Annotated in this window: 25 protein-coding genes; 12 read left to right on the top strand and 13 right to left on the bottom strand. The window is 67.5% G+C overall.

The genetic code is table 11. The annotated features are described in order from the left end of the window. Window positions 1-35: 35 nt before the first annotated feature. The 6 genes from RJ1_RS35255 to RJ1_RS35230 all read right to left on the bottom strand — a co-directional run bounded on the left by RJ1_RS35255 (window position 36) and on the right by RJ1_RS35230 (window position 5931). Window positions 36-539 (bottom strand): flavin reductase family protein, encoded by a 504-nt coding sequence (locus RJ1_RS35255; RefSeq protein WP_073367237.1) that lies wholly within the window; start codon window positions 537-539, stop codon window positions 36-38. 9 nt (window positions 540-548) lie between these two features. Further along, window positions 549-980, bottom strand: a complete 432-nt coding sequence (locus RJ1_RS35250) for an ester cyclase (protein ID WP_073367234.1) — start codon at window positions 978-980, stop codon at window positions 549-551. A gap of 72 nt (window positions 981-1052) precedes the next feature. Beyond that, entirely contained in the window at window positions 1053-2501 is a 1449-nt protein-coding gene (locus RJ1_RS35245; protein WP_073367232.1) for an aldehyde dehydrogenase family protein, read from the bottom strand. A gap of 2 nt (window positions 2502-2503) precedes the next feature. After that, on the bottom strand, window positions 2504-3892 hold the full coding sequence (locus RJ1_RS35240) for an MFS transporter (protein ID WP_083400509.1): 1389 nt from the start codon (window positions 3890-3892) through the stop codon (window positions 2504-2506). A 32-nt stretch (window positions 3893-3924) separates the two neighbouring features. Further along, on the bottom strand, window positions 3925-5469 hold the full coding sequence (locus tag RJ1_RS35235; RefSeq protein WP_073367229.1) for a long-chain-fatty-acid--CoA ligase: 1545 nt from the start codon (window positions 5467-5469) through the stop codon (window positions 3925-3927). A gap of 33 nt (window positions 5470-5502) precedes the next feature. Next, the gene (locus tag RJ1_RS35230; RefSeq protein WP_073367226.1) at window positions 5503-5931 is read right to left on the bottom strand and encodes a VOC family protein; all 429 of its coding nucleotides are present in this window, start codon (window positions 5929-5931) and stop codon (window positions 5503-5505) included. Between the two features lie 232 nt (window positions 5932-6163). On the opposite strand from RJ1_RS35230, the gene RJ1_RS35225 reads away from it, so the two are divergent. Continuing rightward, window positions 6164-7252, top strand: a complete 1089-nt coding sequence (locus tag RJ1_RS35225) for an LLM class flavin-dependent oxidoreductase (RefSeq protein ID WP_073367224.1) — start codon at window positions 6164-6166, stop codon at window positions 7250-7252. A 213-nt stretch (window positions 7253-7465) separates the two neighbouring features. Continuing rightward, window positions 7466-8053 (top strand): TetR/AcrR family transcriptional regulator, encoded by a 588-nt coding sequence (locus RJ1_RS35220; protein WP_073367221.1) that lies wholly within the window; start codon window positions 7466-7468, stop codon window positions 8051-8053. Window positions 8054-8122: 69 nt separating this feature from the next. On the opposite strand, the gene RJ1_RS35215 is transcribed toward RJ1_RS35220, so the two are convergent. The 4 genes from RJ1_RS35215 to RJ1_RS35200 form a co-directional block, all read right to left on the bottom strand. Next, a complete protein-coding gene (locus tag RJ1_RS35215) occupies window positions 8123-8302 on the bottom strand; it encodes a hypothetical protein (RefSeq protein WP_073367218.1) in 180 nt (59 codons plus the stop codon). A gap of 174 nt (window positions 8303-8476) precedes the next feature. Continuing rightward, a complete protein-coding gene (locus RJ1_RS35210; protein WP_073367215.1) occupies window positions 8477-9013 on the bottom strand; it encodes an LppP/LprE family lipoprotein in 537 nt (178 codons plus the stop codon). 83 nt (window positions 9014-9096) lie between these two features. Beyond that, window positions 9097-9786 carry a response regulator gene (locus RJ1_RS35205; protein WP_073367213.1) on the bottom strand — a complete coding sequence of 230 codons (690 nt, stop codon included), beginning with the start codon at window positions 9784-9786 and terminating at the stop codon, window positions 9097-9099. Beyond that, window positions 9783-11348, bottom strand: a complete 1566-nt coding sequence (locus RJ1_RS35200; RefSeq protein ID WP_073367209.1) for a sensor histidine kinase — start codon at window positions 11346-11348, stop codon at window positions 9783-9785. The genes RJ1_RS35205 and RJ1_RS35200 overlap by 4 nt, the downstream gene beginning before the upstream one ends. A 160-nt stretch (window positions 11349-11508) precedes the next feature. Between RJ1_RS35200 and RJ1_RS35195 the strand changes: the two genes are divergently transcribed. The 3 genes from RJ1_RS35195 to RJ1_RS35185 all read left to right on the top strand — a co-directional run bounded on the left by RJ1_RS35195 (window position 11509) and on the right by RJ1_RS35185 (window position 14274). Beyond that, window positions 11509-12894, top strand: coding sequence for a cation:dicarboxylate symporter family transporter (locus RJ1_RS35195; protein ID WP_073367206.1), 1386 nt, complete (start codon window positions 11509-11511; stop codon window positions 12892-12894). An 83-nt stretch (window positions 12895-12977) separates the two neighbouring features. Beyond that, the gene (locus RJ1_RS35190) at window positions 12978-13472 is read left to right on the top strand and encodes a glutathione peroxidase (RefSeq protein WP_073367242.1); all 495 of its coding nucleotides are present in this window, start codon (window positions 12978-12980) and stop codon (window positions 13470-13472) included. 97 nt (window positions 13473-13569) lie between these two features. Further along, window positions 13570-14274 carry a DUF2334 domain-containing protein gene (locus RJ1_RS35185; protein ID WP_073367204.1) on the top strand — a complete coding sequence of 235 codons (705 nt, stop codon included), beginning with the start codon at window positions 13570-13572 and terminating at the stop codon, window positions 14272-14274. Window positions 14275-14324: 50 nt separating this feature from the next. Here RJ1_RS35185 and RJ1_RS35180 read toward each other — a convergent pair whose 3' ends face one another. Further along, window positions 14325-14972, bottom strand: coding sequence for an MBL fold metallo-hydrolase (locus RJ1_RS35180; protein ID WP_073367201.1), 648 nt, complete (start codon window positions 14970-14972; stop codon window positions 14325-14327). Between the two features lie 131 nt (window positions 14973-15103). Between RJ1_RS35180 and purS the strand changes: the two genes are divergently transcribed. Together purS and purQ are read left to right on the top strand one after the other, a co-directional pair. After that, entirely contained in the window at window positions 15104-15343 is a 240-nt protein-coding gene (purS, locus tag RJ1_RS35175; protein ID WP_005244409.1) for a phosphoribosylformylglycinamidine synthase subunit PurS, read from the top strand. Next, window positions 15340-16017 (top strand): phosphoribosylformylglycinamidine synthase subunit PurQ, encoded by a 678-nt coding sequence (gene purQ / locus RJ1_RS35170; protein ID WP_073367198.1) that lies wholly within the window; start codon window positions 15340-15342, stop codon window positions 16015-16017. The genes purS and purQ overlap by 4 nt, the downstream gene beginning before the upstream one ends. A 53-nt stretch (window positions 16018-16070) precedes the next feature. Here purQ and RJ1_RS35165 read toward each other — a convergent pair whose 3' ends face one another. Beyond that, window positions 16071-16718, bottom strand: a complete 648-nt coding sequence (locus RJ1_RS35165; RefSeq protein ID WP_073367239.1) for a HemK2/MTQ2 family protein methyltransferase — start codon at window positions 16716-16718, stop codon at window positions 16071-16073. Window positions 16719-16912: 194 nt separating this feature from the next. On the opposite strand from RJ1_RS35165, the gene malQ reads away from it, so the two are divergent. Next, entirely contained in the window at window positions 16913-19018 is a 2106-nt protein-coding gene (malQ, locus tag RJ1_RS35160) for a 4-alpha-glucanotransferase (protein ID WP_073367196.1), read from the top strand. 9 nt (window positions 19019-19027) lie between these two features. Here malQ and RJ1_RS35155 read toward each other — a convergent pair whose 3' ends face one another. Then, window positions 19028-19618, bottom strand: a complete 591-nt coding sequence (locus tag RJ1_RS35155) for a TetR/AcrR family transcriptional regulator (protein WP_073367193.1) — start codon at window positions 19616-19618, stop codon at window positions 19028-19030. Window positions 19619-19719: 101 nt separating this feature from the next. Between RJ1_RS35155 and RJ1_RS35150 the strand changes: the two genes are divergently transcribed. The 4 genes from RJ1_RS35150 to purL all read left to right on the top strand — a co-directional run bounded on the left by RJ1_RS35150 (window position 19720) and on the right by purL (window position 25084). Continuing rightward, complete coding sequence (locus RJ1_RS35150) at window positions 19720-20919, top strand: macrolide family glycosyltransferase (protein WP_073367190.1); 1200 nt, start codon at window positions 19720-19722, stop codon at window positions 20917-20919. A 40-nt stretch (window positions 20920-20959) separates the two neighbouring features. Then, window positions 20960-21313 carry a VOC family protein gene (locus RJ1_RS35145; protein ID WP_073367188.1) on the top strand — a complete coding sequence of 118 codons (354 nt, stop codon included), beginning with the start codon at window positions 20960-20962 and terminating at the stop codon, window positions 21311-21313. Window positions 21314-21338: 25 nt separating this feature from the next. Continuing rightward, on the top strand, window positions 21339-22622 hold the full coding sequence (locus RJ1_RS35140) for a M18 family aminopeptidase (protein WP_073367185.1): 1284 nt from the start codon (window positions 21339-21341) through the stop codon (window positions 22620-22622). 140 nt (window positions 22623-22762) lie between these two features. After that, window positions 22763-25084, top strand: a complete 2322-nt coding sequence (gene purL, locus RJ1_RS35135; RefSeq protein WP_073367182.1) for a phosphoribosylformylglycinamidine synthase subunit PurL — start codon at window positions 22763-22765, stop codon at window positions 25082-25084. Window position 25085: the final 1 nt, after the last annotated feature.

Raw genomic sequence — 25085 nt, 5'->3', positions numbered from 1 at the left:
CTCGTGGTGGTCATCGTTCTTTCCTTCCGTGGTGTCTACGCGGGGTGCAGCCGGGAGCTGTCGAAGAACTCGCCGGCTCGGTAGACGAGGGCGGGCCGGTCCGAGTGCTCGGCGCCGACGACACGTGCGACGAAGGCGGTGTGGGTCCTGACCTGCAGCCGCTCACAGATTTCCGCCTCCATCCACGCGCATGCGCCGGAGAGCACGGGGGAACCGTGCTCCGCCGGGCTCCACGGAACGGCCGCGAACTTGTCGACCCCTTTGCTCGCGAACACGCTTGCGGTCGAGAGTTGGTCGGCGGCGAGAATGTTGATGCCGAGATGTGTGGAGCGGAAGAGCGGATCGTGTGTGGCAGAGGAGCGCTGAACACACACCATGACCAGCGCCGGGTCCAGCGAGATGCTGGAAAAGGCGTTGACTGCCAGTCCTTTCGGGACCCCGTGGTCCATCGTGGTGACGACCGTGACGCCGGTGACGAAGGTGCGATGGACCCCGCGCATGGTGGCGTCGTCGACCGTGGGTGGCTGTGTGGTGATCATCTCTGCTCCTTACAACGCGGGGTGCTGACCGAGTGCGATCACGCCGAGGCTCCGGGTGATGTCCGAGTCGTCCCAGATCACCCATTCCTCGGCGATCGCGGACCTGTCGAATCGAACGAACGTCGTGCCCGACACGGTGACTGTTCGACCGGTGGGGGGAACGCCTCGGAACATGCGGTCGTGGGTGCCGGAGCCCTGCCATCGGAGGGCGACACGATCTGCGTCTTCGATCAGATCGTGCATCGTGAGGTGGAGATCGGGAAACGCTGTCCGCACCGCCGCGACGCTGTCCTTCATCGCGGTCGCGTCCTGATCACCGGACCTGCCGTGGCGAATGTACTGCGGAGACAAGTGTTCGTCGAGCGTGTCGAGTCGGCCGTGGTTCCAGACCGAGTCCCACACGGTGGCCAGCGTCGAGGCATGGCCGGTAGTCGGATCCATGAGAGTCTTCCTTGGTTCGGAGGGCGGGCGCGGGCCGGGCTGTCGGGCCGGCCCGCGCCGGACGGGTGGCGGTCAGTCCCGCAGGGCGATCCAGACCGACTTCTCTTCGGTGAACTCGTCGAGTCCGGAGCTGCTGAGTTCCCGTCCCCAGCCGCTCTGCTTGGCGCCGCCCCACGGCACCGAGGGATCGCACAGCGGCGACATGTTCACCCACACCATGCCGCTGCGGATGTCGGCGGCGAGTCGGTGCGCCGCAGTCAGATCGCGGGTCCAGATGCTCGCTCCGAGCCCGTAGGGAGTGTCGTTTGCCCGGGTGACCGCTTCCTGGATGTCGTCGTAGGGCATCACCGACAGGACCGGACCGAAGATCTCCTCGCGAGCGATGGTCATCTCGTCGGTGACGTCGGTGAACACGGTCGGCTGGAAGAAGTTTCCGCCGGCGAGGTCCCCACCGGGTCGTGCGCCGCCGCCGACCAGTCGTGCTCCTTCGGCGATCCCCTTCTCGACGTACGAGGCGACCCGGTCCAGATGAGCTTTCGACACCAGCGGACCCAGTACCGTCTGCTCCTGCAGTCCGTGGCCGATCGGCAGCGTCGCGGCCGCCGCGGCAAGATGCTCGGCGAAGGTGTCGGCCATCTTCCGTGGAACGAAGAAGCGGGTGTATGCAACACAGGTCTGGCCGCAGTTGACCAGACCTCCCTCGAGGTTCCCCGCGACCGCGGCTTCCAGATCCGCCGACTCGGTGACGATGCTCGGAGCCTTACCGCCGAGCTCCATGCTCACCCTCTTGAGGTTGCCGCTGACCGCCCGCACGATCTCCTTACCGACCTGGGTGGACCCGGTGAACGAGACCTTGTCGACATCGGGGTGCTGGACGAGAGCCTGCCCCACCTCCGGACCGCCGGTGAGACAGTTGACCACTCCGTCGGGTACCCCGGCTTCGACGCAGATCCGTGCCAGTTCGACAGTGGTCAGAGGGGTGTCCTCCGCGGGCTTGAGGATCACCGTGTTGCCGGTTGCGAGCGCGGCGGCGAGTTTCCAGGATGCGAGCAGGAGGGGGTAGTTCCACGGCGTGATCAGTGCACACACCCCGACCGGCCCCCGGGTGGTGTACGCGAGGACGTCGGGAATCGAGACCGACTTGACGGTGCCCTCGATCTTCGTGCACCAGCCGGCGTAGTAGCGGAAGGTCTCGACGGCGAACGGAACGCTGATTCCGGACGAAAAGCTCAGTGGCTGACCCTGGTCCAGAGTTTCCATGCGCGCGAGGCTGTCTGCGCGTTCTTCGATGAGGTCGGCGATCCGCCACAGTAGTCTGCCGCGCTCGGCGGCCGGGAGGTGCCGCCAGGTCCCGCGGTCGAAAGCGGTACGCGCCGCAGTCACAGCGCGTTTCACGTCCTCGGCGCCGGCTTCCGCGCAGACACCGATCGTCTCGGCCGTTGCCGGATCGAGGGTCGTGAACTCGGCGCCGGACGCCGAAGGGACCCACGAGTCCCCGATGAGAAGTTGTGACACAGTCATGTTCATTCCATTTCTTGTCGAGACAGTGGAGTTGCCGGTCGGGTGATGTCGGTTCCGCGCAGGCCCAGTCGCCGGGTGTCGCGGTCCGGTCGGGTGAACACGGCTGTGCCGAGTCCGCCCAGAACCAGCAGCAGTCCGGACCACAGGAACGCCGTGCGGTAACCCGCGGTCGGGGTTGCGGCGGCGTCGACCAACACGCCCGCGACCACAGGCGCGAGGACGGCGCCGGCGGTGACCACCGAGTTGAAGGTGGCGAGCATCGCGCTGCGCTGACCGACGGGCGACGACTCGGCGACGAGGAGGTAGCCGATCGTGTACACGGTGTTGGCCAATCCGAAGCCGACGAGCATCAACCAGGCTGCCGCCGACCCGGTGGCGATCGTCATGGCCGCGACGAGAAGCGAACCGCTCAGGCACACCACAGCTCCCGTGTAGACGCCGCGCGACCAGCGCGTACTGATTCCGCGCCGCACGAGAACGCCGCTGAGCCAGCTGAAGAACACGTGTCCAAATGCTGCGACCAGTCCGTAGACGCCGATCAGCCAGCCCATCGTGTGCGGAGAGAAGCCGAGACCGTGTACGAGATAGCTCGGTCCCCACACACTGAACAGCGCGAAGGCGCAGTACCCGGGAGCCAGCGCGAGGATCGGCCCCCACCACGACGACGCTGCGAACAACCTGCGATACGGCAGTCGCACCTCCGCTGTGGGGGCGCTGTCGCCCGGCAGATCCGCCGCCGAATCATAGGTGTTCAGCGGGCCTTCACGACCCACCACCTTCCATCCGGCCGCCCACAGGAGACTGACGGCGGCCAGGCACCAGATCGCGGACTGCCAACCGAAGTTCGTGATCAAGTAGGTCAGGAGTGGCGCCGCGAGAGCAACGCCGAGCCCGGAGCCGAGGAACACCATCGACGTCGGCACCGATCGTTTCGATTCGGAGAACCACTTCTGTACCGCATGTCCGGCGAGGGGTGCGGTCGGGCCTTCCGCTGCGCCGAGTAGAAGACGGTTGACGAGCAGACCGGCCAGCGACGGGACGAGCAGCAGCGGCAGCATCGACACCGACCACGCCAGCGCGATCAGCAGGAGTAACCGCGTGCTCGTGAACCGGTTGCCGAGAAAGCCGACGGCGACTCCCGCGACGCCGAAGAGGAGGAAGAAGACACTGCCTGCGAGGCCGAACTGGCTCGGTGTGAGCCCGAGATCCTTCATGAGGGGTTCGGCCGCCAGGCCGAGGACGCTCTTGTCGGCGAAGTTGATCGCCATCATGGCGCTCAGCATCACGGCGATGGCCCAGCCGCGGATCGGGGAGTGGGCCGATCGTGTGGGTGGTGCCGATGCCGGGTGTCGGATCGCGCCGACGTCAGAGTTGCGCGCTGCGGTGGACATCGAGGTGCTCCCTTCGCATTGTCATATCGGACTCAGGTGAGAGCGCGCTTGAGGATCTTGCCGGTCGCGTTCCGCGGGAGGTCGTCGCGGAACTCGACGAGACGTGGATACTTGTGGCCCCCCAGCCGGGTTCGGCACCAGGTGACCAGTTCGAGCTCGCCGAGTGTCGAGCCGGGTTCACGGATGGCGAAGACCTTGACTTCCTCCCCGTGCCGCGGGTGCGGTATGCCGACGACCGCTGCGAGACTGACGTCGGGGTGGCCCATGACGACCTCCTCGACCTCACGGGGATAGACGTTGTACCCGCCGCGGATGATCAGGTCCTTCTTGCGGTCCACGATGTAGAGGTAGCCGTCGGCGTCGCGTCGCGCGATGTCGCCGGTGTGGAGCCAGCCGTCGCGAAGTGCGGTCGCCGTCTCGTCGGGTCTCCGGTAGTAGCCCTTCATGACACCGTGGCCGCGCACGAGCAATTCGCCCGGATCGCCGGGGCCGACGTCGTTCCGCTCCTCGTCGACGATTCGTACCTGCACACCCCAGACAGGGAGTCCGACGGAGCCGGGACGGGACGGACGATCGTGGCGGTTGAACGCGACGACCGGACTGGTCTCGGACAACCCGTACCCCTCGAGGACGGGCACACCGTACTTGGTCTCGAAACCCTTCAGCACCTCCATCGGCAGCGGAGCACCTCCGGCGACCGCGTAGCGCAGAGCGCCGCGGATCCGGTCGAGGTCGACGCCGGAATCGTCGGCGCCGAGGAGGTCCCAGTACATGGTGGGAACCCCGGCGAAGAAGGTGACGTTCTCGGACTGCATCAGTCGCAACGTGTCGGCGGCGGTGAACCGCGGCTGGAGTACCAGGGTTGCGCGCTTGTAGAAGCCGGCATTCATCTGAATGGTCTGTGCGAACGTGTGGAAGAGCGGCAGCGTCACCAGGTGCACGTCGTGGGGATGGTCGGCGTACATCACGTCGAACAGGCGGGCGTTGAGCACCAGGTTGGCGTGGGTCAGTTCGGCGCCCTTGGGTTTGCCGGTCGTGCCACTGGTGTAGAGGATGACTGCGGTGTCCCCGGGCCGTGTTGCCGTGGTGTCGAAAGTCGGCGGTTGTGCACGCAGCGCCTCGCCCAGCGATGTCACCCCGGTGAGTGCCGAGTGTGCTGCCATGGGGTCGGCGGCTGCAGAGAAGAAGTGCGCGCAGTCGTCGACGTCCGCGAACGCCCGGAGACCGTGTTCGCCGATCGGCAGTTCTTCGGACCCCTCGAAGCAGAAGAACGCCTTGGCTTCCGAATCCGCCAGGTGGTAGGCGATCTCCTCGGACTTGAGGAGAATGTTGATCGGTACCACCACCGCGCCGGCTTTGAGGGCGCCGTAGTACACAGCCGGGAAACTGGGCACGTTCGGGCAGGCGAGGACGATCTTGTCGCCGGGGCCGATGCCGAGGCCGGTCAGCAGGTTCGCGACGCGATTCGCCGCGGCGTCGAGATCTCCGTATGTCAGCCGGATGCCCTCGCACACCACCGCGTCACGCGCGGGGTGTTCGCGAGTCGAATCCTCCAGCAGAACAGCGAGGTTGAGCATGTTTCTCCTCCGTCGAAGTGTCGTGGCGCGACGTCATGCGGCGGGCAGTGCGATCAGTTCGAGTTGGATGTTGTCGGGGTCGCGGAAGACCAGCACCGAGCCGTAGGCCGTGTCCGCGATCGGTGCCTGAGTGAGCGGCTGATCGGCCGCATCCGTCTGCCGCACACCGAGTTCGGTGAGTCGGTCGCCCCACGCGGTCAGTTCTTCGCGGCCGTCCACCCGGAAGCTCACGTGGTCGAGTCCGCTGCGCGTCTCCGCGAACTGCGCGCCCGGGTTGTGATCGTGGCGATGAAGCCCGATCACGAGCCGGAAATCTCTGTCTGCCAATACTGTGGCGGTTCCGCCGTCGTGCGGCACGTCGAGAACCTGCTGGATGCCGAACACCTGCTCGTACCACTCGACGCTCGCGTCGAGGTCGCCGACCGTCAGCGCGACGTGGTGGACAACGGGAATCTGAACCATGGAAGCACTCCTCTGTGTGACCTGTCTCTCATCAACACGACGATACGATACGGTGTCGTATTGATCCGGTCAATGATGAGTTTGCGACGAATTCTCTGGAGACTGCCCTGGAATATTCGCTATTGAGTGCGCGATCCCATTGCGATACGGTTCGGTGTCGAAATGCATGTGTGAACTGTGCGGCGCACGGGCGCAGACACGACGGCACACGACCGCTATCGAAGGAGACAGGATGTCGACACCGACCCACGAACCGGAACTTCACTTCGGATGGTTCATCCCGACCATGGGGGATACCACCGCATTCGGAGATCCGAATGCACGAACTGCACCGAGCCTGGAGCTCTTCGAGCGAGTCGCCAAGTCCGCGGAAGCGGCGGGGTTCGAATATGCACTGGTGCCGGTTCAGACCGAGTGCTACGAGGCGTGGATCGCCTGCGCCATGGTCGCCGCCCGCACCGAACGCCTCACCCTCCTCGTGGCGGCTCGGCCGGGAGTGATCGCGCCGACCGTCACCGCCAAGATGATCAGTACCTTCGACCAGCTCTCCGGCGGACGCGTCGCGATCAATCTCATCGCCGGAGGTTCCCCCACCGAACTGGCCGGAGACGGCCTCTTTCACGACCACGATGCGCGATACCGGCTGATGGACGAGACCGTCGAGATCATGAAGCGGGTGTGGACCGAGGACGAGCCGGTCACCCACCGCGGCGATCACTTCACCGTCGAGGGTGCAGTCGTCAAGCCGCGCCCGCTCCAGAAGCCCCACCCGGAGTTCTTCCTCGGCGGTCTCTCCGATGCAGCCGTCGACGTGTGTGCGAAACATGCTGACGTGTATCTCTTCTGGGGCGACCGGCCCGAGGTGATCGCGCAGAAGATCGCCGAGGCGAAGGAACGGGCCGCGCTGTACGGACGCGAAGGCGAACTCCGTTTCGGAATGCGGCTGCAGGTGATCGTCCGTGACACCGAAGCCGAGGCGTGGAGCGCTGCCGAAGCCCTGATCGCCGGAGCCGACGAGCAGAAGTGGCGCGGCGACTGGACCGATTCGAAGGCGCAGGACCGCATGCAGCAACTCGTGCAAGCCGACGACTACCGTCTCGGCGACCACCTGTGGAGCGGAATCACCACCGTTCGCCCCGGTGCGGGCGTCGCCGTAGTGGGTGACCCTCGGCAGGTCGCCGACACCCTGTCGGAGTTCGTCGACGTCGGCTGCACACACTTCTGTCTCTCCGGCTACCCGCACGACGAGGAGGCGACCCGGTTCGGCCGGGACGTCATGCCCCTCATGCGTGAGCGTGCAGCGGTGGTGTCCGCGGGCTGACCGAGCGGAACGCCCGATCACGGCGGAGGGGCTGCAGGCCCGTGATCCCTCCGCCGCGTCGGTGCAGTGTTTCGTTACCGAGGCGTATCTCGAACGGTCGTCGTCGGTCCTTCCCGGGCCGACTGTGACTGCGGAACAATTCGTCCCACGGCACGAGGGGAGGCGCCTGTTAGAGTACGGACGAGTAATGGATCCATGCCGAAAGGTGGTGAAATGGCTGATCGAGGCAGCGCCACCCGGGCCGGCAGGCCGCGCAGTAGCGACACAACGTCGGCGATTCTCGATGCGACGCTCGAACTGTGGATGGAACGCGGCTACAGCGCGGTCAGCATCGACGCGATCGCGGCCCGAGCAGGCGTCAGCAAACCCACCATCTACCGCCGCTGGTCCGGCAGGCAAGCGATTCTCGTGGCAGCCATCGAACGCCTCGTCCCGCCGGGAGAGGTCCCCGACCTCGGTTCGTTCCGCGACGAGGTCGTCGCGTTCCTGCGGGATCGAGCGGCGATGTACCGGACGAAGGGCGTCCGGCGCATCATGGCTGGCTCGGTCGCGGCAAGCGCCGAGGACGACGACTTTCAGCGAGACGTGCAGCCGTTCCTGGACCGATTTCCCGCCGGGATGCGCATCATCATCCAGCGGGGAATCGCTCGTGGCGACGTCCGTCCGGACGTCGACATCGAACTACTCACCGCGATGATCAACGGATCCTTTTATTACCGCAGCATCATCGAACACAAGGGACTCGACGATCGGGCCGCCGAATTCGTCGCCGATATCGTCACCTCCGCGGTCGCTCCGTGAGCTGAGGTTGGAGGCGTTGAATGCGGTGTCCCGGCGCTGCGGGTAGGTACCGCGAAACCCGTGCGTGGGTCAGACGCAGAAACTGATGCTGGCCGATCCCAGTGGCAGGTTGAGGCAGACCGAGATCGAACCGACTGCCGGGGTCGGTGCGGGAGCGAGCGGGGCGGCGATTGCTGCGGGGGCAGCCAGAGCGCCGAGTGACAGGGTCATTGCAATCGCGGCGAGTGTGGTGGCAATTCTGCTAGACATCGTGAAGTCCTTGACTGAGTGACTACGAGCCGGAGGTGACTCCTCCTCATCGTCCACCGATGTGATGCAGGTCACAACCTCTGTCGAGGGGTTTTCTCGCCCCCGCTCGGCCCGGAAACACCGCTTTGCCGATGCTGTTGTGCTGCAGTCACGCTCGCCGCCACTAAGGTGCGGTCAGTTGTAGGAGTCGAGCATCTCCGGCGGCAACGGTTGCTCCATGACCACCTGGGACCCGTCCCAGGTGTAGGTGATGACCGCGGGTCCGCCCGACGGGCAGCAGTGGGCGTCCTGGTCGCCGAGCCACTTGTACTCCACCGAGACCGCATCGTCGGTGGATCCGACCACGCGGGTGTAGGCATACGATTCGGCCGTGGCCGTACCGAGGTAGGTGCCGTCGTGGAAGAACAGCACCTGGGTCGGCGAACTCACCGTCCCCATGGGCGTCTCCGCGGTGGCCCACACGAGTTGCGGGCAGTGTTCGCCGGAAGCATCGGAGGCGGTGCCCGCTACCCACGGGTCGCCACCCGGTGCGTCGCCGAGCGTCGCGAACGCGTCGGTGACCAGTGTGGAATCGAGGTCGAGGCAGGGCCCGCCCTGCGCTGCGGCCGGGGTGAGCGGTGCCGCCGCGGTGTCTCCGCCGGTGCATCCGGTGAGCGCGGTCGCCGTCGCTACCGTCAGAAACCCTGCCGCTGCTGCTGCGCGAGTCTTCATGTGTTCTCCCTGCGTCGTCCCCCGACAGGAGATACTTCGCCTCACTCAGTGTCTCGCGCGGTGTGGCCGGTTCGTTACGGGGGTCAGCGCAGCGCGTACCGAATCTGTGGACGTCCCGCCCGGCCGTACTCGGTGTGCCGGGTGAGGACGCCGTCGTCGGCGAGGCGTTCGAGATAGCGCCACGCCGTGACCCGGGAGACCCCGATGCTCGCGGCCACCTCGGCCGCGGTGAGCGGTCCGGCGGCATCCCGCACACACGCTGACACGTGGTCGAGGGTCTGTGGTGCAACACCTTTCGGTGACGTCGCGCGCTCGTCGGACGTGCGCAGCGCCGACATCGCCCGGTCGATGTCGTGCTGGCTCAGCGCGTTGCTTCCGGCGGGCAGGGCGTCGCGGAACTCCCGGTACCGCTCGAGTTTGTCGCGGAACGCCGCGAACGTGAACGGCTTCAGCAGATACAATGCGATTCCGCGGGCCACGGCGGTGCGGACCATCTCGAGGTCGCGGGCCGAGGTCACCGCGATCACGTCGGGACTCGGCCGCACGCCGCTGAGCGCGGCGGCGACGTCGAGTCCGCTGGCATCCGGCAGGCCGATGTCGAGCAGGACGAGGTCGATGGGGTCGTCGCTGGCGTTCGCGGCGGCGACCGCGCGCATGGCCCCGTTGCCGTCGTGCACGACGGTGTGCACCGAAAAGCCCGGTATCCGTTCCACATACGCCCGATGCGCCTCCGCGATGAGCGGTTCGTCCTCGACGATCATCACACGGATCACGAGGCGTCTCCCTCGATCGGGATCTCGACGACGATCATCGATCCGAGTGACGGCTCCGTGCGGATCGTCCCCCCGTGCCGGGCAACCACCTGGGCGACCAGTGCCAGCCCCAGGCCGCGCTGACCCGACTTGGTGGAATAGCCGCGCGTGACCGCCTTGTCGAGTTCGTCGGCGGGAATGCCGGGTCCGCTGTCGGCCACCCGCACCACCATCATCGAATCCTCCTGACGGACGGTCACTTCCACCCACGCATCCTCTCCGGGCGACTCCGTCGCACCGCGGGCGGCGTCGATCGCGTTGTCCACGAGATTACCCACCAGCGTGACGAGTTCACGCGCACTGAGTGGCGCAACGGGTCCGAGCGCGGTGTCCTCGGTGACGGTCAGGTCGACTCCCCGTTCGCCGGCCACCCCCACCTTGCCGAGCAGCAGCGCGGCCAGGGCGGGTTCGTGGACCGCCGTCATCAGGCGGTCGATCAGCTCCTGCGACAACCGCAGATCCTCGGTGGCGAACGCGATCGCGTCGTCGTAGCGGCCCAGTTCGACCATCGTGATGATCGTGTGCAGGCGGTTCGCCGATTCGTGCGCCTGCGACCGCAGCGACTCCGCGAAACCGCGCACGGAATCGAGTTCGCCCATGATGCTTTGCAATTCGGTGCGATCCCGCAACGTCAGCACCGTTCCCAGTCGCTGTCCCTCCCACGTCACCGGTTCCCGGCTGACGAGCAGCACGCGGTCGGAGGTCACGTGCACCTCGTCGCGTGAGTCGCCTTCCTGTGACAGCCGCAGCGACTCCGGAAGCGCGGACAGGGGCACCGGGCCCTCGGGGAGGTCGAGGAGCCGGCGTGCTTCGTCGTTGACCACTTCGGCCTCCGCGGTGTCGTTGCCGTCGCGGCCGAGCACCACCAGGCCCTCGCCGATCGAGTGCAGGACGGCGTCGTGGTGCTCGTACATCTGGCGCAGTTCGTCGGGCGCCATCCCCAGCGTCTGACGGCGCAGGCGCCTGCTGAGCAGGAACGACCCCGCCGCCGAGACGGCCAGGCCGATCGCGGCGACCGCGAAGATGGTCGGCAGGCTCGCCGCGAACTGGTCGCCGATCTTCTCCCTCGTGACGCCGACCGAGACGAGACCCGCGATCCGGTCGCCGTCGTAGACCGGGGCGACGGCGCGGATCGACGGTCCGAGCGAACCGGCGTACGTCTCCGTGAACGTCTCCCCACGGAGAGCCCGGTCGATGTTCCCGGAGAACAGGCCGCCGATCAGCTCCGGGTTGGTGTGGGTGAAGCGGATACCGGCGGGAGTCATCACGACGATGAAATCGGTGCCGGTCGCGGCGCGGATCCGCTCGGTCTGCGGCTGCAGCACCGCCGTCGGGTCGGGCGACCGCAATGCGTCGACGGTGCCGTCCGACAGGGCCAGCGCGGTGGCGACGGCCGTGACAGCGCGTCGGGTGGTCTCGTCGCTGTCGCGACGTTGATCGAGGACCGCCAGCGCGGTCCCCGCGGCGATGACCAGCACCAACACGACCAGCTGCAGGAGAAAGAGCTGCCGCGCGACGCTCATGTGCCGTCTCGGCGGATGGTGAGGCAATGCACTTCTCCTGAACGTAATGAACACAAACTTCTCCAGCCAAGCGATCGCTTAGAAGATTCTTCCAAGACGTGATCGCGGTCACTACCCGGCCTCACCGATCAGCTTGCCACTCGAATTGGAGGACAATCCCATGAGTACTGCGACAGGGAAGACCAAGAAGCGCGACCGGACACACTGGTTGTACATGGGGGTCATCGTCGCCGTCGTCGCGGGCATCCTCGTCGGGTGGCTGGCTCCGGAGGTCGGCAAGTCGCTCGGCGTGCTCGGCACGATGTTCGTCGACCTGATCAAGATGATGATCAGCCCGGTCATCTTCTGCACGATCGTGCTCGGCATCGGATCCGTGAAGGCCGCCGCCAAGGTCGGCAAGGTCGGCGGACTCGCCCTCACCTACTTCATCGGCATGTCGACCGTCGCCCTCGGCATCGGCCTCGTCGTCGGAAACCTCCTCAACCCGGGCTCCGGCCTGAACATCAGCGCAGACACCGCCGGAACCGGTGCCGCGCTCGCCGAGAAGGCCCACGGCGCCGGCGGCACCATGGACTTCCTGCAGTCGATCATCCCCACATCGCTGATGTCGGCGCTGACCGAGGGAAGCGTGCTGCAGACCCTGTTCGTCGCGCTGCTCGTCGGCTTCGGACTGCAGGCCCTCGGCAAGCAGGGTGAGCCGATCCTGCGCGGTGTCGGCCACGTCCAGAAGCTCGTCTTCAAGATCCTGTCGATGATCCTGTGGCTCGCGCCGATCGGTGCCTTCGGCGCCATCGCGAACGTCGTCGGCCAGACCGGTCTCGGTGCCGTCGTCCAGCTCGCCACCCTGATGCTCGGCTTCTACCTGACCTGCCTGATCTTCGTGTTCGGTGTCCTCGGATCCGTGCTCCGCGTCGTCGCCGGCGTCTCGATCTTCAAGCTCGTGAAGTACCTGGCCCGCGAGTACCTTCTGATCTTCGCCACGTCCTCGTCCGAGTCCGCCCTGCCGCGACTGATCGCGAAGATGGAGCACGTCGGCGTCGAGCGCACCACCGTCGGTGTCGTCGTCCCCACCGGCTACTCGTTCAACCTCGACGGCACGGCGATCTACCTGACCATGGCCTCGATCTTCATCGCCGACGCGATGGGACAGCCGCTGTCGTTCCCCGAGCAGCTGTCGCTGCTGGTGTTCATGATCATCGCGTCCAAGGGTGCTGCCGGAGTCTCCGGCGCCGGGCTGGCCACCCTCGCCGGTGGGCTGCAGAGCCACCGTCCCGAACTGCTCGACGGCGTCGGCCTCATCGTCGGCATCGACCGGTTCATGTCCGAGGCCCGCGCGGTCACGAACTTCTCCGGCAACGCCGTCGCCACCCTGCTCGTCGGTTCCTGGACCAACACGATCGACAACGAGCGCGTCCGCACCGTTCTCGACGGCAAGCTCCCGTTCGACGAGTCGACGATGGTCGACGACGGCCACGGCGAAGTGGTCGAGGAGCAGGCCACCGAGACCCCCGCAGAGAACGAGCAGCGGGTGCTCGTGAAGAGCTGACAACCTCTCCGAAAGTAAACCTCTGTGCGCCCGGGCGATTCGAAGCCTGGGCGCACAGAGGTTTGTTGGCTACCTTGGTGCACATGACGACTCCTGTTCAGAACATCGGCATCAACACCCTCGGCGGCACGCCGACCTCACTCAGCGAGTACGACGGTCGCGCCGTCCTCGTGGTGAACGTCGCCTCGAAGTGCGGGCTCACCCCGCAGTACAAGGGCCTCGAGAAGCTGGCCACCGACTATGCAGACCGCGGACTCACCGTGATCGGCGTCCCCTGCAACCAGTTCATGGGTCAGGAGCCCGGCACCGCCGAAGAGATCGAGACCTTCTGCTCCACCACCTACGGCGTCACGTTCCCGTTGCTCGAGAAGATCGAGGTGAACGGTGACAACCGGCACCCGCTGTACGAGGAACTGACCAAGGCCACCGACGCCGAAGGAGCGGCGGGCGACATCCAGTGGAACTTCGAGAAGTTCCTCGTCGCCCCCGACGGCACCGTCGTCAACCGGTTCCGTCCCCGCACCGAACCCGACGCCCCCGAGGTCGTCGACGCGATCGAGGCCGTCCTGCCGAAGTAGGCGGCTCCGCCGCCCGTGCGCCTTTCCGGTAGCTCCGACTACCAGAAAGGCGCACGAGCTTTGCCTCGTGTTCACGTTGTCCTGTCACGCTGGGGCCATGACCGGACAGGTGATCGTGTCGGTGTCAGGAATCAAGGACGAGACGCGCGACTTCGCGGCCGCGTTCGCCGAGGAGATGGATGCGCGCGGAGTGCCGCTGTCGCTGCTTGTCGCCCCGCGCCTGAAAGACAAGTATCGACTGGTCAACGACCCCGCGACCCAGGACTGGGTCCGCGCGCGCCGATCCCGCGGCGACGCCGTCGTCCTCCACGGATACGACCAGGCCGCGACCAAACGCCGGCGCGCCGAATTCGCCTCGCTTCCCGAGCACGAGGCGCGGTTACGACTACTCGCGGCGGACCGGGTGATGGAGCAGACCGGACTGCGCACCAGACTGTTCGCTCCTCCCCGCTGGCTGGCGTCGCAGGGTGCCGTCGCGGCCCTGCCGTCCGCCGGGTTCCGGCTGCTGGCCACGATGACCGCCATCCACGACCTCGAACGCGAGACGTCGGTGCGGTCGCGTGTGCTGGGGATCGGTGAGGGATTCCGCGCCGAACCGTGGTGGTGCCGGGCACTGGTCCTCGGCTCCGGACGGACCGCCAGACGCGGGGGAGTGGTGCGCCTCGCCGTCACCGCCAAGCAACTCGGCACGTCGGGGCCGCGGCAGGCGATGCTCGACGCCGTCGACCTCGCGCTCTACCACGGCGCCCAGCCCGAGGTCTACCGCTGGCGGCCGCGGATCCCGCAGATCGGTGCCGCCTGACCTGTGAGTACTTGTTAACCGCCCGCGGTTAAGAAGTACTCACAGGGCCGTCAGGCCACCTCGACGCTCGACTCGCTCGGCATGGTGCGGAACTCGGTGCCCTCGGGCGCCATGTCCGTGTAGCGGCCGTAGAAGATGCCGGTGGCCTCGTTCGCGATGATCGCCTGGTGGATCGGCACCGCGACCCGCGGTGCGACGGCGCGCAGGTAGTCGATGGCCTCGGAGATCTTCAGCCACGGCGCGGCGGCGGGCAAGGCGAGCACGTCGACCTTCTGCTCCGGGACGAACAGGGAGTCGCCCGGGTGCATCAGCCGGGCGGGGTTGCCGGCGTCGCCGAGCAGGAATGCGGTGTTGTCGATCACCGGGATGTCCGGGTGGATCACCGCGTGCCTCCCGCCGGTGCCGGTGACGTGCACGTCGCCGATGTCGAACTCGTCGCCGGCGTGCACCCCCGTCCAGGCGCCGCCGAGCTGAGCCGCGGTCTGCGGGTCCGAGTACAGCGCCGCGCCGGGGTTCGCCTCGACGAGGGCGGGCAGTCGTTGCTGGTCGACGTGGTCGGGGTGCTGGTGGGTCACCAGGATTGCGTCCAGTCCGGTGATGCCTTCGAATCCGTGGGAGAAGTTGCCCGGATCGAAGAGGATGGTGGAACCGTTCAACTCGACGAGGACGCAGCTGTGGCCGAAGTGAGTCAATCGCATGAATTCGAGTATGCGCCTGCGAGCATGGCTCGTCCCGTTCGTCCGATGCGAACCGCAGGCAGGTAGCCCGGTAAACTTCCGGGTGCCCAGTGTTCCACTCTGGGCTCGCGCACTACAACAAGGAGCAGCACGTGGCCCGTGTCGTCGTCGAAGTCATGCCCAAGGCCGAGATCCTCGACCCCCAGGGGCAGGCCATTGTCGGAGCGCTGCCGCGGCTCGGCTTCGCTGGAGTGTCCGATGTCCGTCAGGGAAAGCGGTTCGAGCTCGAGGTCGACGGCAGTGTCGACGACGCTCAGCTCGAGAAGATCGCCGAGGCCCTGCTGGCCAACACGGTGATCGAGGACTGGACCGTGAGGCGCGTCGAAGCATGAGCGCCCGCGTCGGAGTCATCACTTTCCCCGGCACCCTCGACGACGTCGACGCCGCCCGCGCGGTGACGCTCGCCGGCGGCGAGGCCGTGAGCCTGTGGCACGGCGACGCCGACCTCAAGGGTGTCGACGCCGTCATCGTTCCCGGTGGCTTCTCCTACGGCGACTACCTGCGCTGCGGCGCCATCGCCCGGTTCGCCCCGGTCATGGGCAAGGTCGTTCAGGCGGCGCAGGGCGGTATGCCCGTCCTCGGCATCTGCAACGGCTTCCAGGTGCTGTGCGAGGCGGGCCTCCTGCCCGGCGCGCTCACCCGCAACCAGGGTCTGCACTTCATCTGCCGCGACGAGTGGCTGAAGGTCGAGGCCGCGTCGACGGCGTGGACGTCCCGTTACGAGCCGGGTGCCGAGATCCTCGTCCCGCTCAAGTCCGGCGAGGGCCGCTACCAGGCGTCGGAGAACGTCCTCGACGAGCTCGAGGGTGAAGGTCGCGTGGTGTTCCGCTACGTCGGCGACAACCCGAACGGTTCGCAGCGCGGCATCGCCGGCATCTCGTCGGCCAACGGCCGCGTCGTGGGTCTCATGCCGCACCCGGAGCACGCCACCGAGGCCCTCACCGGCCCCAGCGACGACGGGCTCGGCATGTTCTACTCCGTCCTCGACAGCGTCATCTCGGCCTGATCCGACCAGGCACCGTGCGCGGCCGTCGCTGTGCGCGGTGCCAGGCCGGGCGGCTACTTGACGGCGCGGATGACCACGATTTCTTCCCGGGTCTGACCGGCCTCGATGAGGCCTCTCCGTTCGAGCATCCCCCTGCGTGCGTGGAGAACCGGGCCGAACGGGATCTCCGCCGACGCGGCGACGTCGACCAGCATGTTCTGCTCCTCGAGCATCGTCAGTGTCTTCTCGACTCCGCTCAGCCCGGACTGCGCGAGCAGCAGGACGCCGCCGGGGACGAGAACGTCGGGGGCCTGGCAGCAGATTCGGTCGAGCAGTGCACGTCCGTTCTTGCCGGCGTCCCATGCGCGCGCCGGGCCGCGGTCGGGCACCGTGTCGACGGAGGCAGGAACGTACGGCGGGTTGGACACCACGACATCGAACCGTTCCGTGCGGACGTGCTCGGTGAGATCGCCGTGGATCACCCGGATCCGATGCCCTCCGAGAAGCGAATTGAGCCTGATACTGATCGCCGCTCGCCGCGACACGTCCACCGCGGTCACCCGGCCGGCACCCGCAGCGGCGGCGCGCACACTCAGGGCGCCCGTTCCCGCGCACAGATCGAGCACCCGCGAATCGGGTCCGAGAGGCTCCGCTGCCAGGACGTCTGCGAGCAACTGCGTATCGTGTTGCGGGCGATAGACTCCGGGAAGACGTAGCAGCATCGAAGACTCCTCGGTTGCCGGGCGCATCGGATCGCGACCACGGTCTGCCGTTCGGGGCTCGCCGTGGACCCGTGCGTCTTGATTACGACACAATTACCCCACTAAGCCCACGGCCAATCATGCGAAGGCGTCCGGACCGTCGCGCCGCCGGGCGAAGCCGCGCAGATCCCGACATGACCTGGCACGATCGACGGGTGGCGTACACCGAGCAGTTGCGTGACCTCGCGGCCCGGCACGGGGTGGCGACGTCGTACCGCGGGTGGGATCAGCAGCGGCACGACGTGGGGGACGACACGCTTCGCCGTGTCCTCGCGGCCCTCGACGTGCCCGCCGGCACGGACGACGAGGTGCGGCGCGCCCTGTCCGACTGCGCCGTGGCGCCGTGGCGGCGGATGCTGCCGCCCGTCGTCGTCGGGGTGCAGGGAGCCGAGACCCGGTTCGTGGTGCACGTTCCGCACGGCGAACCCGTGGACGTCGACATCGACCTGGAGTCGGGCGGGACGACCCCGGCACACCAACTCCAGGTGTGGGTCGATCCGCGCGAGGTCGACGGAGAGCTGATCGGCCGCGCGACGTTCGCCGTTCCGCCCGGGATTCCGTGTGGGTGGCACTCCGTGCGGGCCTCGACGTCCCTCGCCTCCTCGTCGTGCACCCTCGTGGTGACACCGGCGCGGTTGTCGACCTCCGACGCGCTGCGTGATCGCCGGCGGTGGGGTGTGCTCACGCAGCTGTATTCGATCCGGTCGCGTCGTTCCTGGGGTGTCGGCGACTTCGGCGACCTCGCGGATCTCGCGTCGATCTTCGGGTCCGCGCACGGCGCCGACTACGTTCTCGTCAATCCGCTGCACGCCGCGCAGCCCCGGCCGCCGATCGAGGCGTCACCCTATCTGCCGACCACCCGCCGATACGTCAATCCGATGTACATCCGGGTCGAGAACATCCCCGAGACGGCGTATCTCTCGACGCGACGCCATGCGCGGATGCGCGACGCCGCAGCGCGATTCGAGCGGGCGAACGATCGGTCCGACCGGATCGCCCGAAATGCGTCGTACCGGGCCAAACTTCGGGTCCTCGAGCGGGTGTTCCGGATCGAGCGCAGTCCGAGCAGGCAGCACGCGTTCGACGAATTCCGCCGCGTCGAGAGTGACGGCCTGCGCGACTTCGCGACCTGGAGCGCGCTCACCGAGAAATTGCGGCCCGACGACCCGCGATGGCAGACGAAGGCCGGTGCCCCCGACAGTGAGTGGGTACAGGCGCAGCGGCGTAAGCTCGCGCCGCGCGTCGAGTTCTACTCGTGGCTCCAATGGGTATGCGACGAACAGCTTTCCGGCGCACAGGACGCGGCCCTGGCGGCGGGCATGGACATCGGGATCGTGCACGACCTGGCGGTCGGAGTCCAGCAGGGCGGTGCGGATGCGTGGTCGCTGGGAACCGCTCTGGCGGAGGGGATCACCGTCGGAGCTCCGCCCGACGACTTCAATCAGCAGGGTCAGCAGTGGAATCAGCCGCCGTGGCGGCCGGATCGGCTTGCCGAGCTGGGCTACGCCCCCTACCGCGACATGCTGCGGACAGTGCTGAAACACGCGGGTGGCCTGCGCGTCGATCACATCCTGGGTCTGTTCCGGTTGTGGTGGATACCGGCCGATGCGGAGTCGCCGGCCGAGGGGACGTACGTCACCTACGAGCACGAGGCCCTGATCGGCATCCTCGTGCTCGAGGCGGAGCGGGCCGGCGCCGTGGTGATCGGCGAGGACCTCGGGGTGTTCGAACCCGTCGTTCAGGACTACCTCGCCGAGCGCGGGATCCTGGGAACGTCGATCCTGTGGTTCGAGCACGACGGAGACCGTCCGACGCCGCCGGAGGAGTATCGGACCCTGTGTCTGACATCCGTTACGACGCACGATCTTCCGCCGACCGCGGGATACCTCGCCGGTGAACACATCGAATTGCGCTCGCGACTCGGTCTCCTCGAACGCGACCTCGAGCTGGAGAAGGAACACGACGCGCACCAGCGTGAGGCGGTGCTGCAGTTGGCGCGCGACCGTGGGTTGCTGGCGGCCGACGCGTCGATCCCTGACACCGTGAAGGCGCTGTACCGCCTGATCAGCCGGAGCCCGTCCCTGCTGTCGGGCGTGGCACTCGCCGACCTCGTGGGGGAGTACCGGATCCAGAATCAGCCGGGCACCGACGAGACGCAGTATCCGAACTGGAAGATCCCGCTCGCCGACGCGTCCGGTCACGCCGTCCACGTGGAGGACCTGGCGCACGGCGAATTCGGGTTCGTCGAGGACTCTCGCTGATGCGTGCCGTCAGGGTGTGAGGGCACGCATCGCCAGGTCGACGACGGCGTCCGCGTGGTCGTGGGTGAGGGGATGCGCCCCGCTCTGCCAGCGGTAGAACATGGGTGCCATGAATAATTCGAACGCCAGGGCGAGGTCGACGTCGGGGCGCATCTGCCCGGCGTCCTGCGCGGACCGGAACCGCGTCGCGACGAACTCGAACTGCGGCCGGTAGATCCGTTCGACGATCTGTTGTTGCAGGTCGGGGTCCTGCAGCGATTCGATGGCCAGTGCCCGGAACAGCGGTTCGAAATCGGGTGACGTGAACTCGTCGACCGTGGCCCGCAGAACCAGCCGCATGTCGGCGGCGAGGTCGCCGGTGTCCGGCAGCGCCATCATCTCCTGGGCGCCGGCCGCGTTCTGTTCGTGGAGGGCGTCCACGACGAGTGCGCCCTTGGACCGCCACCACCGGTAGATCGTCTGCTTTCCGACCTTGGCGCGCGCGGCGATGCCTTCGATGCTGATCTTCCCGTAGGGCTGTTCGCGGATCAGTTCCTGCGTGGCCTGCAGGATCGCGGCGCGGGACCGTTCGGAGCGGCGGGGATTGTCGGCGGACGGCATGAACGGATCGTAGACCAGACGAGACGTATCGTCTTGACTCGACTTCGGTCACGTGTCACCATCAAACGAGACGGACCGTTCCGTCTAGGGAAGGATGAAAGATGACTCGCTCTCACATCGCCATGGTCAGCATTCCCGCGCCGGGGCACGTCAACCCGAGCCTGGAGATACTCCGCGAACTCGTCGCGCGGGGGCACCGCGTGACGTACGTCAACGATGCCGCCGTGAAGGACGTCGTCGAGAGCACCGGGGCGGAATTCAAGGAGTACACCTCGACGTTGCCGCGCGTGAACACCGCGGGTGCGACCGAAGAGTCGGAGAAGTCCTGGGAGGGAGACACGATCGATCAGCTCACCCTGTTCCAGGCCGAGTACGAGTCGATGCTGCCGCAACTGCGGTCGCTGTACGAGGACGACCGCCCCGACCTGTTCCTCTACGACATCGCGGGAGGTCCTGCCCGGGTTCTCGCCGAGGAATGGGGTGTTCCGATCGTGCAGCTGTCGCCGACGTACGTGGCCTGGGAGGGCTACGAAGACGACATGAAGTCCTTCGTGGACACGATGCGGGCCGACCCGCGCGGCGCGGCCCTGTACGAACGACAGCGGAAACTCCTGGTGGACAACGGTGTCGAGACCGACCCGGACGAGTTCTACGGGCGCCCCACCCGGGCGGTGGTGCTGATCGCGAAATCCATGCAGCCGGGCGCCGACCGTGTGAACGAGGACGTCTACACGTTCGTCGGGCCGGCGCTGCCCACCCGGCGTCCCGCCGACGGCCGATGGCAGCGTCCGGCAGGCGCGGCCAAGGTGCTGCTCATCTCGCTCGGCACGGCGTTCACCGACCACGCCGACTTCTACCGGCGCTGCATCGAGGCGTTCGGCGACCTCGACGGCTGGCACGTGGTCCTGCAGGTCGGTCAGCACGTCGACGTCGCCGAACTCGGAACCGTGCCCGGCAACGTCGAGGTTCACCGCTGGGTGCCCCAATTCGACATCCTGGGTCAGGCCGACGCGTTCCTCACCCACGCCGGCATGGGCGGGTCCAGCGAGGGAATGTTCACGGGAACCCCGATGATCGCCGCGCCGCAGGCCACCGACCAGTTCGAGAACGCCGACGCCCTCGTAGCCGCGGGAGTGGCGGTGCGAGTGGACAGTTCGGAGGTGTCGCCGGCCGAACTCCGAGACGCGCTCGACCGGGTCGACGCGGGGCCCGTGCGGCGGCGCAGCGCCGAACTCGCCGCCGAGTTGCGTTCTGCGGGTGGAGTGGACGCGGCCGTCCGGGTGATCGAGGAATTCCTGTGACACCCCGAAACGTGTCGGTGGTCCGGACTACTGTCCGGGCATGGCACTTACACTCGGCATGATCACGTTCGACACCCTCGATCCCGGTCCTCTCGCGACGTGGTGGGCGAAACAGACGGCGGGTACGATCGAGCAGGAGAACGACGGCTGGTTCTACGTCGTCGCGCTGCCGGACTCCGCGCAGAAACTGGCCTTCCAGAAGGTCGACGATCCGACACCGGGGAAGAACCGCATCCACCTCGACCTGTCGTCCGAAGACCTCGACGGCGAGGTGGGCAGGCTGAGTGCAGACGGCGCGACCGAGGTCGCGCAGCACGAGATGGGCGGTTTCCGCTGGGTCACGCTCGCCGACCCGGACGGCAACCAGTTCTGCGTCTCGGGTTCCCACACGTGACACCGGGTCCTGCATGATTGAGGCCATGCCTTCCACTACGTGGGCCGACGCCCACGGCCTCTGCACCTTCGTCGATGCGTCACCGTCGCCGTTCCATGTGTGCGCGACGGTGTCGATGTTGCTGACCGGCAACGGGTTCACCGAGTTGCGCGAAACCGACTCGTGGCCCGGCGAACCCGGCCGGTACTTCCTCGTGCGCGGCGGATCGCTCATCGCCTGGAGTACCGAAGGGGTGGGCCGGACGGCGCCGTTCCGCATCGTCGGCGGGCACACCGACAGCCCGAACCTGCGCGTCAAGCAGCACCCCGACCTGTCGTCGGCGGGGTGGCAGCTGGTGGGTCTCGAACCGTACGGCGGCGCGTGGCTCAACTCGTGGCTCGACCGCGACCTGGGCATCTCCGGACGGCTGAGCGTGCGGGCCGGCAACGCGGTGGAGGAGAAACTCGTCCGCGTCGACGAACCGATCCTGCGCGTGCCGCAGCTGGCGATCCACCTGTCCGAGGACCGCAAGGGAGTGCACCTCGATCCGCAGCGCCACCTCAACGCGGTATGGGGTGTCGGGCCCGAACGCCGACCGTTCATCGACTTCGTGGCGGACCGCGCGGAGGTGCCGGCCGACGCGGTGCTCGGGTGGGAACTGATGACCCACGATCTCGCGCCCAGCACGCTGGTCGGAACCGAACAGGACCTCGTCAGCGCGCCGCGGCTCGACAACCAGGGCACCTGCTACGCCGGCACCCAGGCGTTGCTGGCGGCGGCCGAGAACCCCGGCGACCACGTGCCCGTGCTCGCACTGTTCGACCACGAGGAGGTGGGAAGCATGTCGGATCGGGGTGCGTTCTCCGACCTCCTGAGCACCGTGCTCGAGCGCATCGTCCTCGGCCGCGGCGGCGGGCGCGAGGAATTCCTGCAGACCATGGCCGGCTCGATCTGTGCGTCGGGCGACATGGCGCACGCGACGCATCCCAACTATCCCGACCGGCACGAGCCGGCCCACCACATCGCCGTCAACGGAGGTCCGGTGCTCAAGGTCAACCAGAACCTGCGTTATGCCACCGACGCGGCCGGAGCCGGGGCGTTCGCGCTCGCCTGCGACCAGGCGGGCGTGCCGCTGCAGCGGTACGTGCACCGGGCCGATCTGCCGTGCGGTTCCACCATCGGCCCGATCACCGCCTCGCGCACCGGCCTGAGCACCGTCGACGTGGGCGCCGCGCAGCTCGGAATGCATTCCTCGCGGGAGTTGATGGGCGCCCGTGACGTGCGGGCGTACTCCGACGCTCTTGCGGCCTTCCTCACACCGACGGCGTGACGGAGGCGGGCGGGGAGCGCCAGGTCGGTACCGGAACGAGCCGCCGGATAGACTGACGTACGGCTCGTCGCCACTCGGCTTGCGCCGACCGTGACTCCCGGCTTGCCTTTCGACCCCGTAGGGAAGGGACCCCACCTCCAGTGTCAGCACACCCGGTCGACACCGTCACCGCCGCCACCGCGACCCCCGACGTCGCACAGCCCTTCAAGGAACTGGGCCTCAAGGACGACGAGTACGCCCGCATCAAGGAGATCCTGGGCCGTCGCCCCACCGAGGCCGAGCTCGCGATGTACTCGGTGATGTGGAGCGAACACTGCTCCTACAAGTCGTCCAAGGTGCACCTGAAGTACTTCGGTGAGACCACGACCGACGAGATGCGGTCGTCGATGCTCGCGGGCATCGGCGAGAACGCCGGTGTCGTCGACATCGGCGACGGCTGGGCCGTCACGTTCAAGGTCGAGAGCCACAACCACCCGTCCTACGTGGAGCCGTACCAGGGCGCGGCCACCGGTGTCGGCGGCATCGTCCGCGACATCATGGCCATGGGCGCCCGCCCGATCGCGGTCATGGATCAGCTGCGCTTCGGTGCGGCCGACGCCCCCGACACCCGTCGCGTCGTCGACGGTGTGGTGCGCGGTGTCGGTGGCTACGGCAACTCGCTCGGCCTGCCCAACGTCGGTGGCGAGACCGTGTTCGACGAGTCCTACGCGGGCAATCCGCTGGTCAACGCGCTGTGCGCCGGCGCGATGCGCGTCGAGGACTTGCACCTCGCGTTCGCATCCGGCGCCGGCAACAAGATCATCCTGTTCGGTGCGCGCACCGGCCTCGACGGCATCGGCGGCGTGTCCGTCCTCGCGTCGGAGACGTTCGACGGCGACGAATCCGGGGACGAACACGAAGCCGAAGGCGGAGCTGGAGCATCGAAAAGCCGGAAGAAGCTTCCGGCGGTGCAGGTGGGCGACCCGTTCACCGAGAAGGTGCTCATCGAGTGCTGTCTCGAGCTGTACTCCGCGAAGCTCGTGGTCGGTATCCAGGACCTCGGCGGGGCCGGGCTGTCCTGCGCGACGTCGGAGCTGGCGGCGGCCGGCGACGGCGGCATGCACATCAACCTCGAGCAGGTGCCGATGCGTGCCACGGGCATGACCGCGGCGGAGGTGCTGTCCAGCGAATCGCAGGAGCGCATGTGCGCCGTCGTGACCCCCGAGAACGTCGACGCGTTCATGGAGGTCTGCAAGAAGTGGGACGTCCTCGCCACCGTCATCGGTGAGGTCACCGACGGCGAGCGGCTCACCATCTCCTGGCACGGCGAGACCGTCGTCGACGTGCCGCCGCGCACCGTCGCCCACGAGGGCCCGGTGTACGAGCGCCCCGTGCAGCGTCCCGCCACCCAGGACGCCCTGATCGCGAACACCACCGCGGGCCTGAAGCGTCCCGAGTCGGCCGAAGAACTGAAGGCGACTCTCCTGAAGATGCTCGCGTCCCCGGCGCTGTGCAGCCGCAAGTGGATCACCGAGCAGTACGACCGCTACGTGCGCGGCAACACCGTTCTCGCCGAGAACGCCGACTCCGGTGTGATCCGCGTCGACGAGAAGACGGGTCGCGGCATCGCGCTCGCCACCGACGCATCCGGCCGGTACACCGCACTCGACCCGTACGCGGGTGCGCAGCTGGCGCTCGCCGAGGCCTTCCGCAACGTCGCCGTCACCGGTGCCACCCCGAAGGCCGTCAGCAACTGCCTGAACTTCGGTTCCCCCGAGGACCCGGGAGTCATGTGGCAGTTCCAGCAGGCCGTGCGCGGTCTGGCGGACGGCTGCGCGAAGCTCGGCATCCCCGTCACCGGCGGCAACGTCAGCTTCTACAACCAGACCGGTGCGACCGCGATTCTGCCCACCCCGGTGGTGGCCGTGCTCGGCGTCATCGACGACGTGCACCGTCGCATCCCCACCGGTCTCGGACTGGAACCGGGCGAAACGCTGATCCTGCTCGGCGACACCCGCGACGAGTTCGACGGGTCCATCTGGTCGCAGGTCGAGCACGGCCACCTCGGTGGCGTGCCGCCGAAGGTCGACCTCGAGCGCGAGCAGTTGCTGGCCGACATCCTCCTCGCGGCGTCCCGCGACGGACTGGTGTCCGCAGCCCACGACCTCTCCGAAGGTGGCCTCGCGCAGACCGTCGTCGAGGCCGCGCTCGCCGGCGAGACCGGGTGCCGCATCCTGCTTCCCGACGACGCCGACCCGTTCGTCACCCTCTTCTCCGAGTCTTCGGGTCGCGTGCTCGTCGCGGTCCCGCGCACCGAGGAAACTCGCTTTACGGGTATGTGCACGGCCCGTAATCTCCCGTGGGTGCGCATCGGTGTGGTGGACGAGGGGTCCGATTCCGTCGAGGTCCAGGGCCAGTTCTCGGTCTCGCTGGCCGAGCTGCGCACGACATTCGAGGGAACTCTGCCGGCATTGTTCGGGTGAT

The sequence above is a fragment of the Rhodococcus jostii NBRC 16295 genome (assembly GCF_001894825.1).
In the GTDB taxonomy this organism is placed as follows: Bacteria; Actinomycetota; Actinomycetes; order Mycobacteriales; family Mycobacteriaceae; genus Rhodococcus_F; species Rhodococcus_F jostii.
The sequence above is the reverse complement of the archived record's forward strand: the minus strand, read 5'-3'. Positions and strand labels throughout refer to the sequence as shown.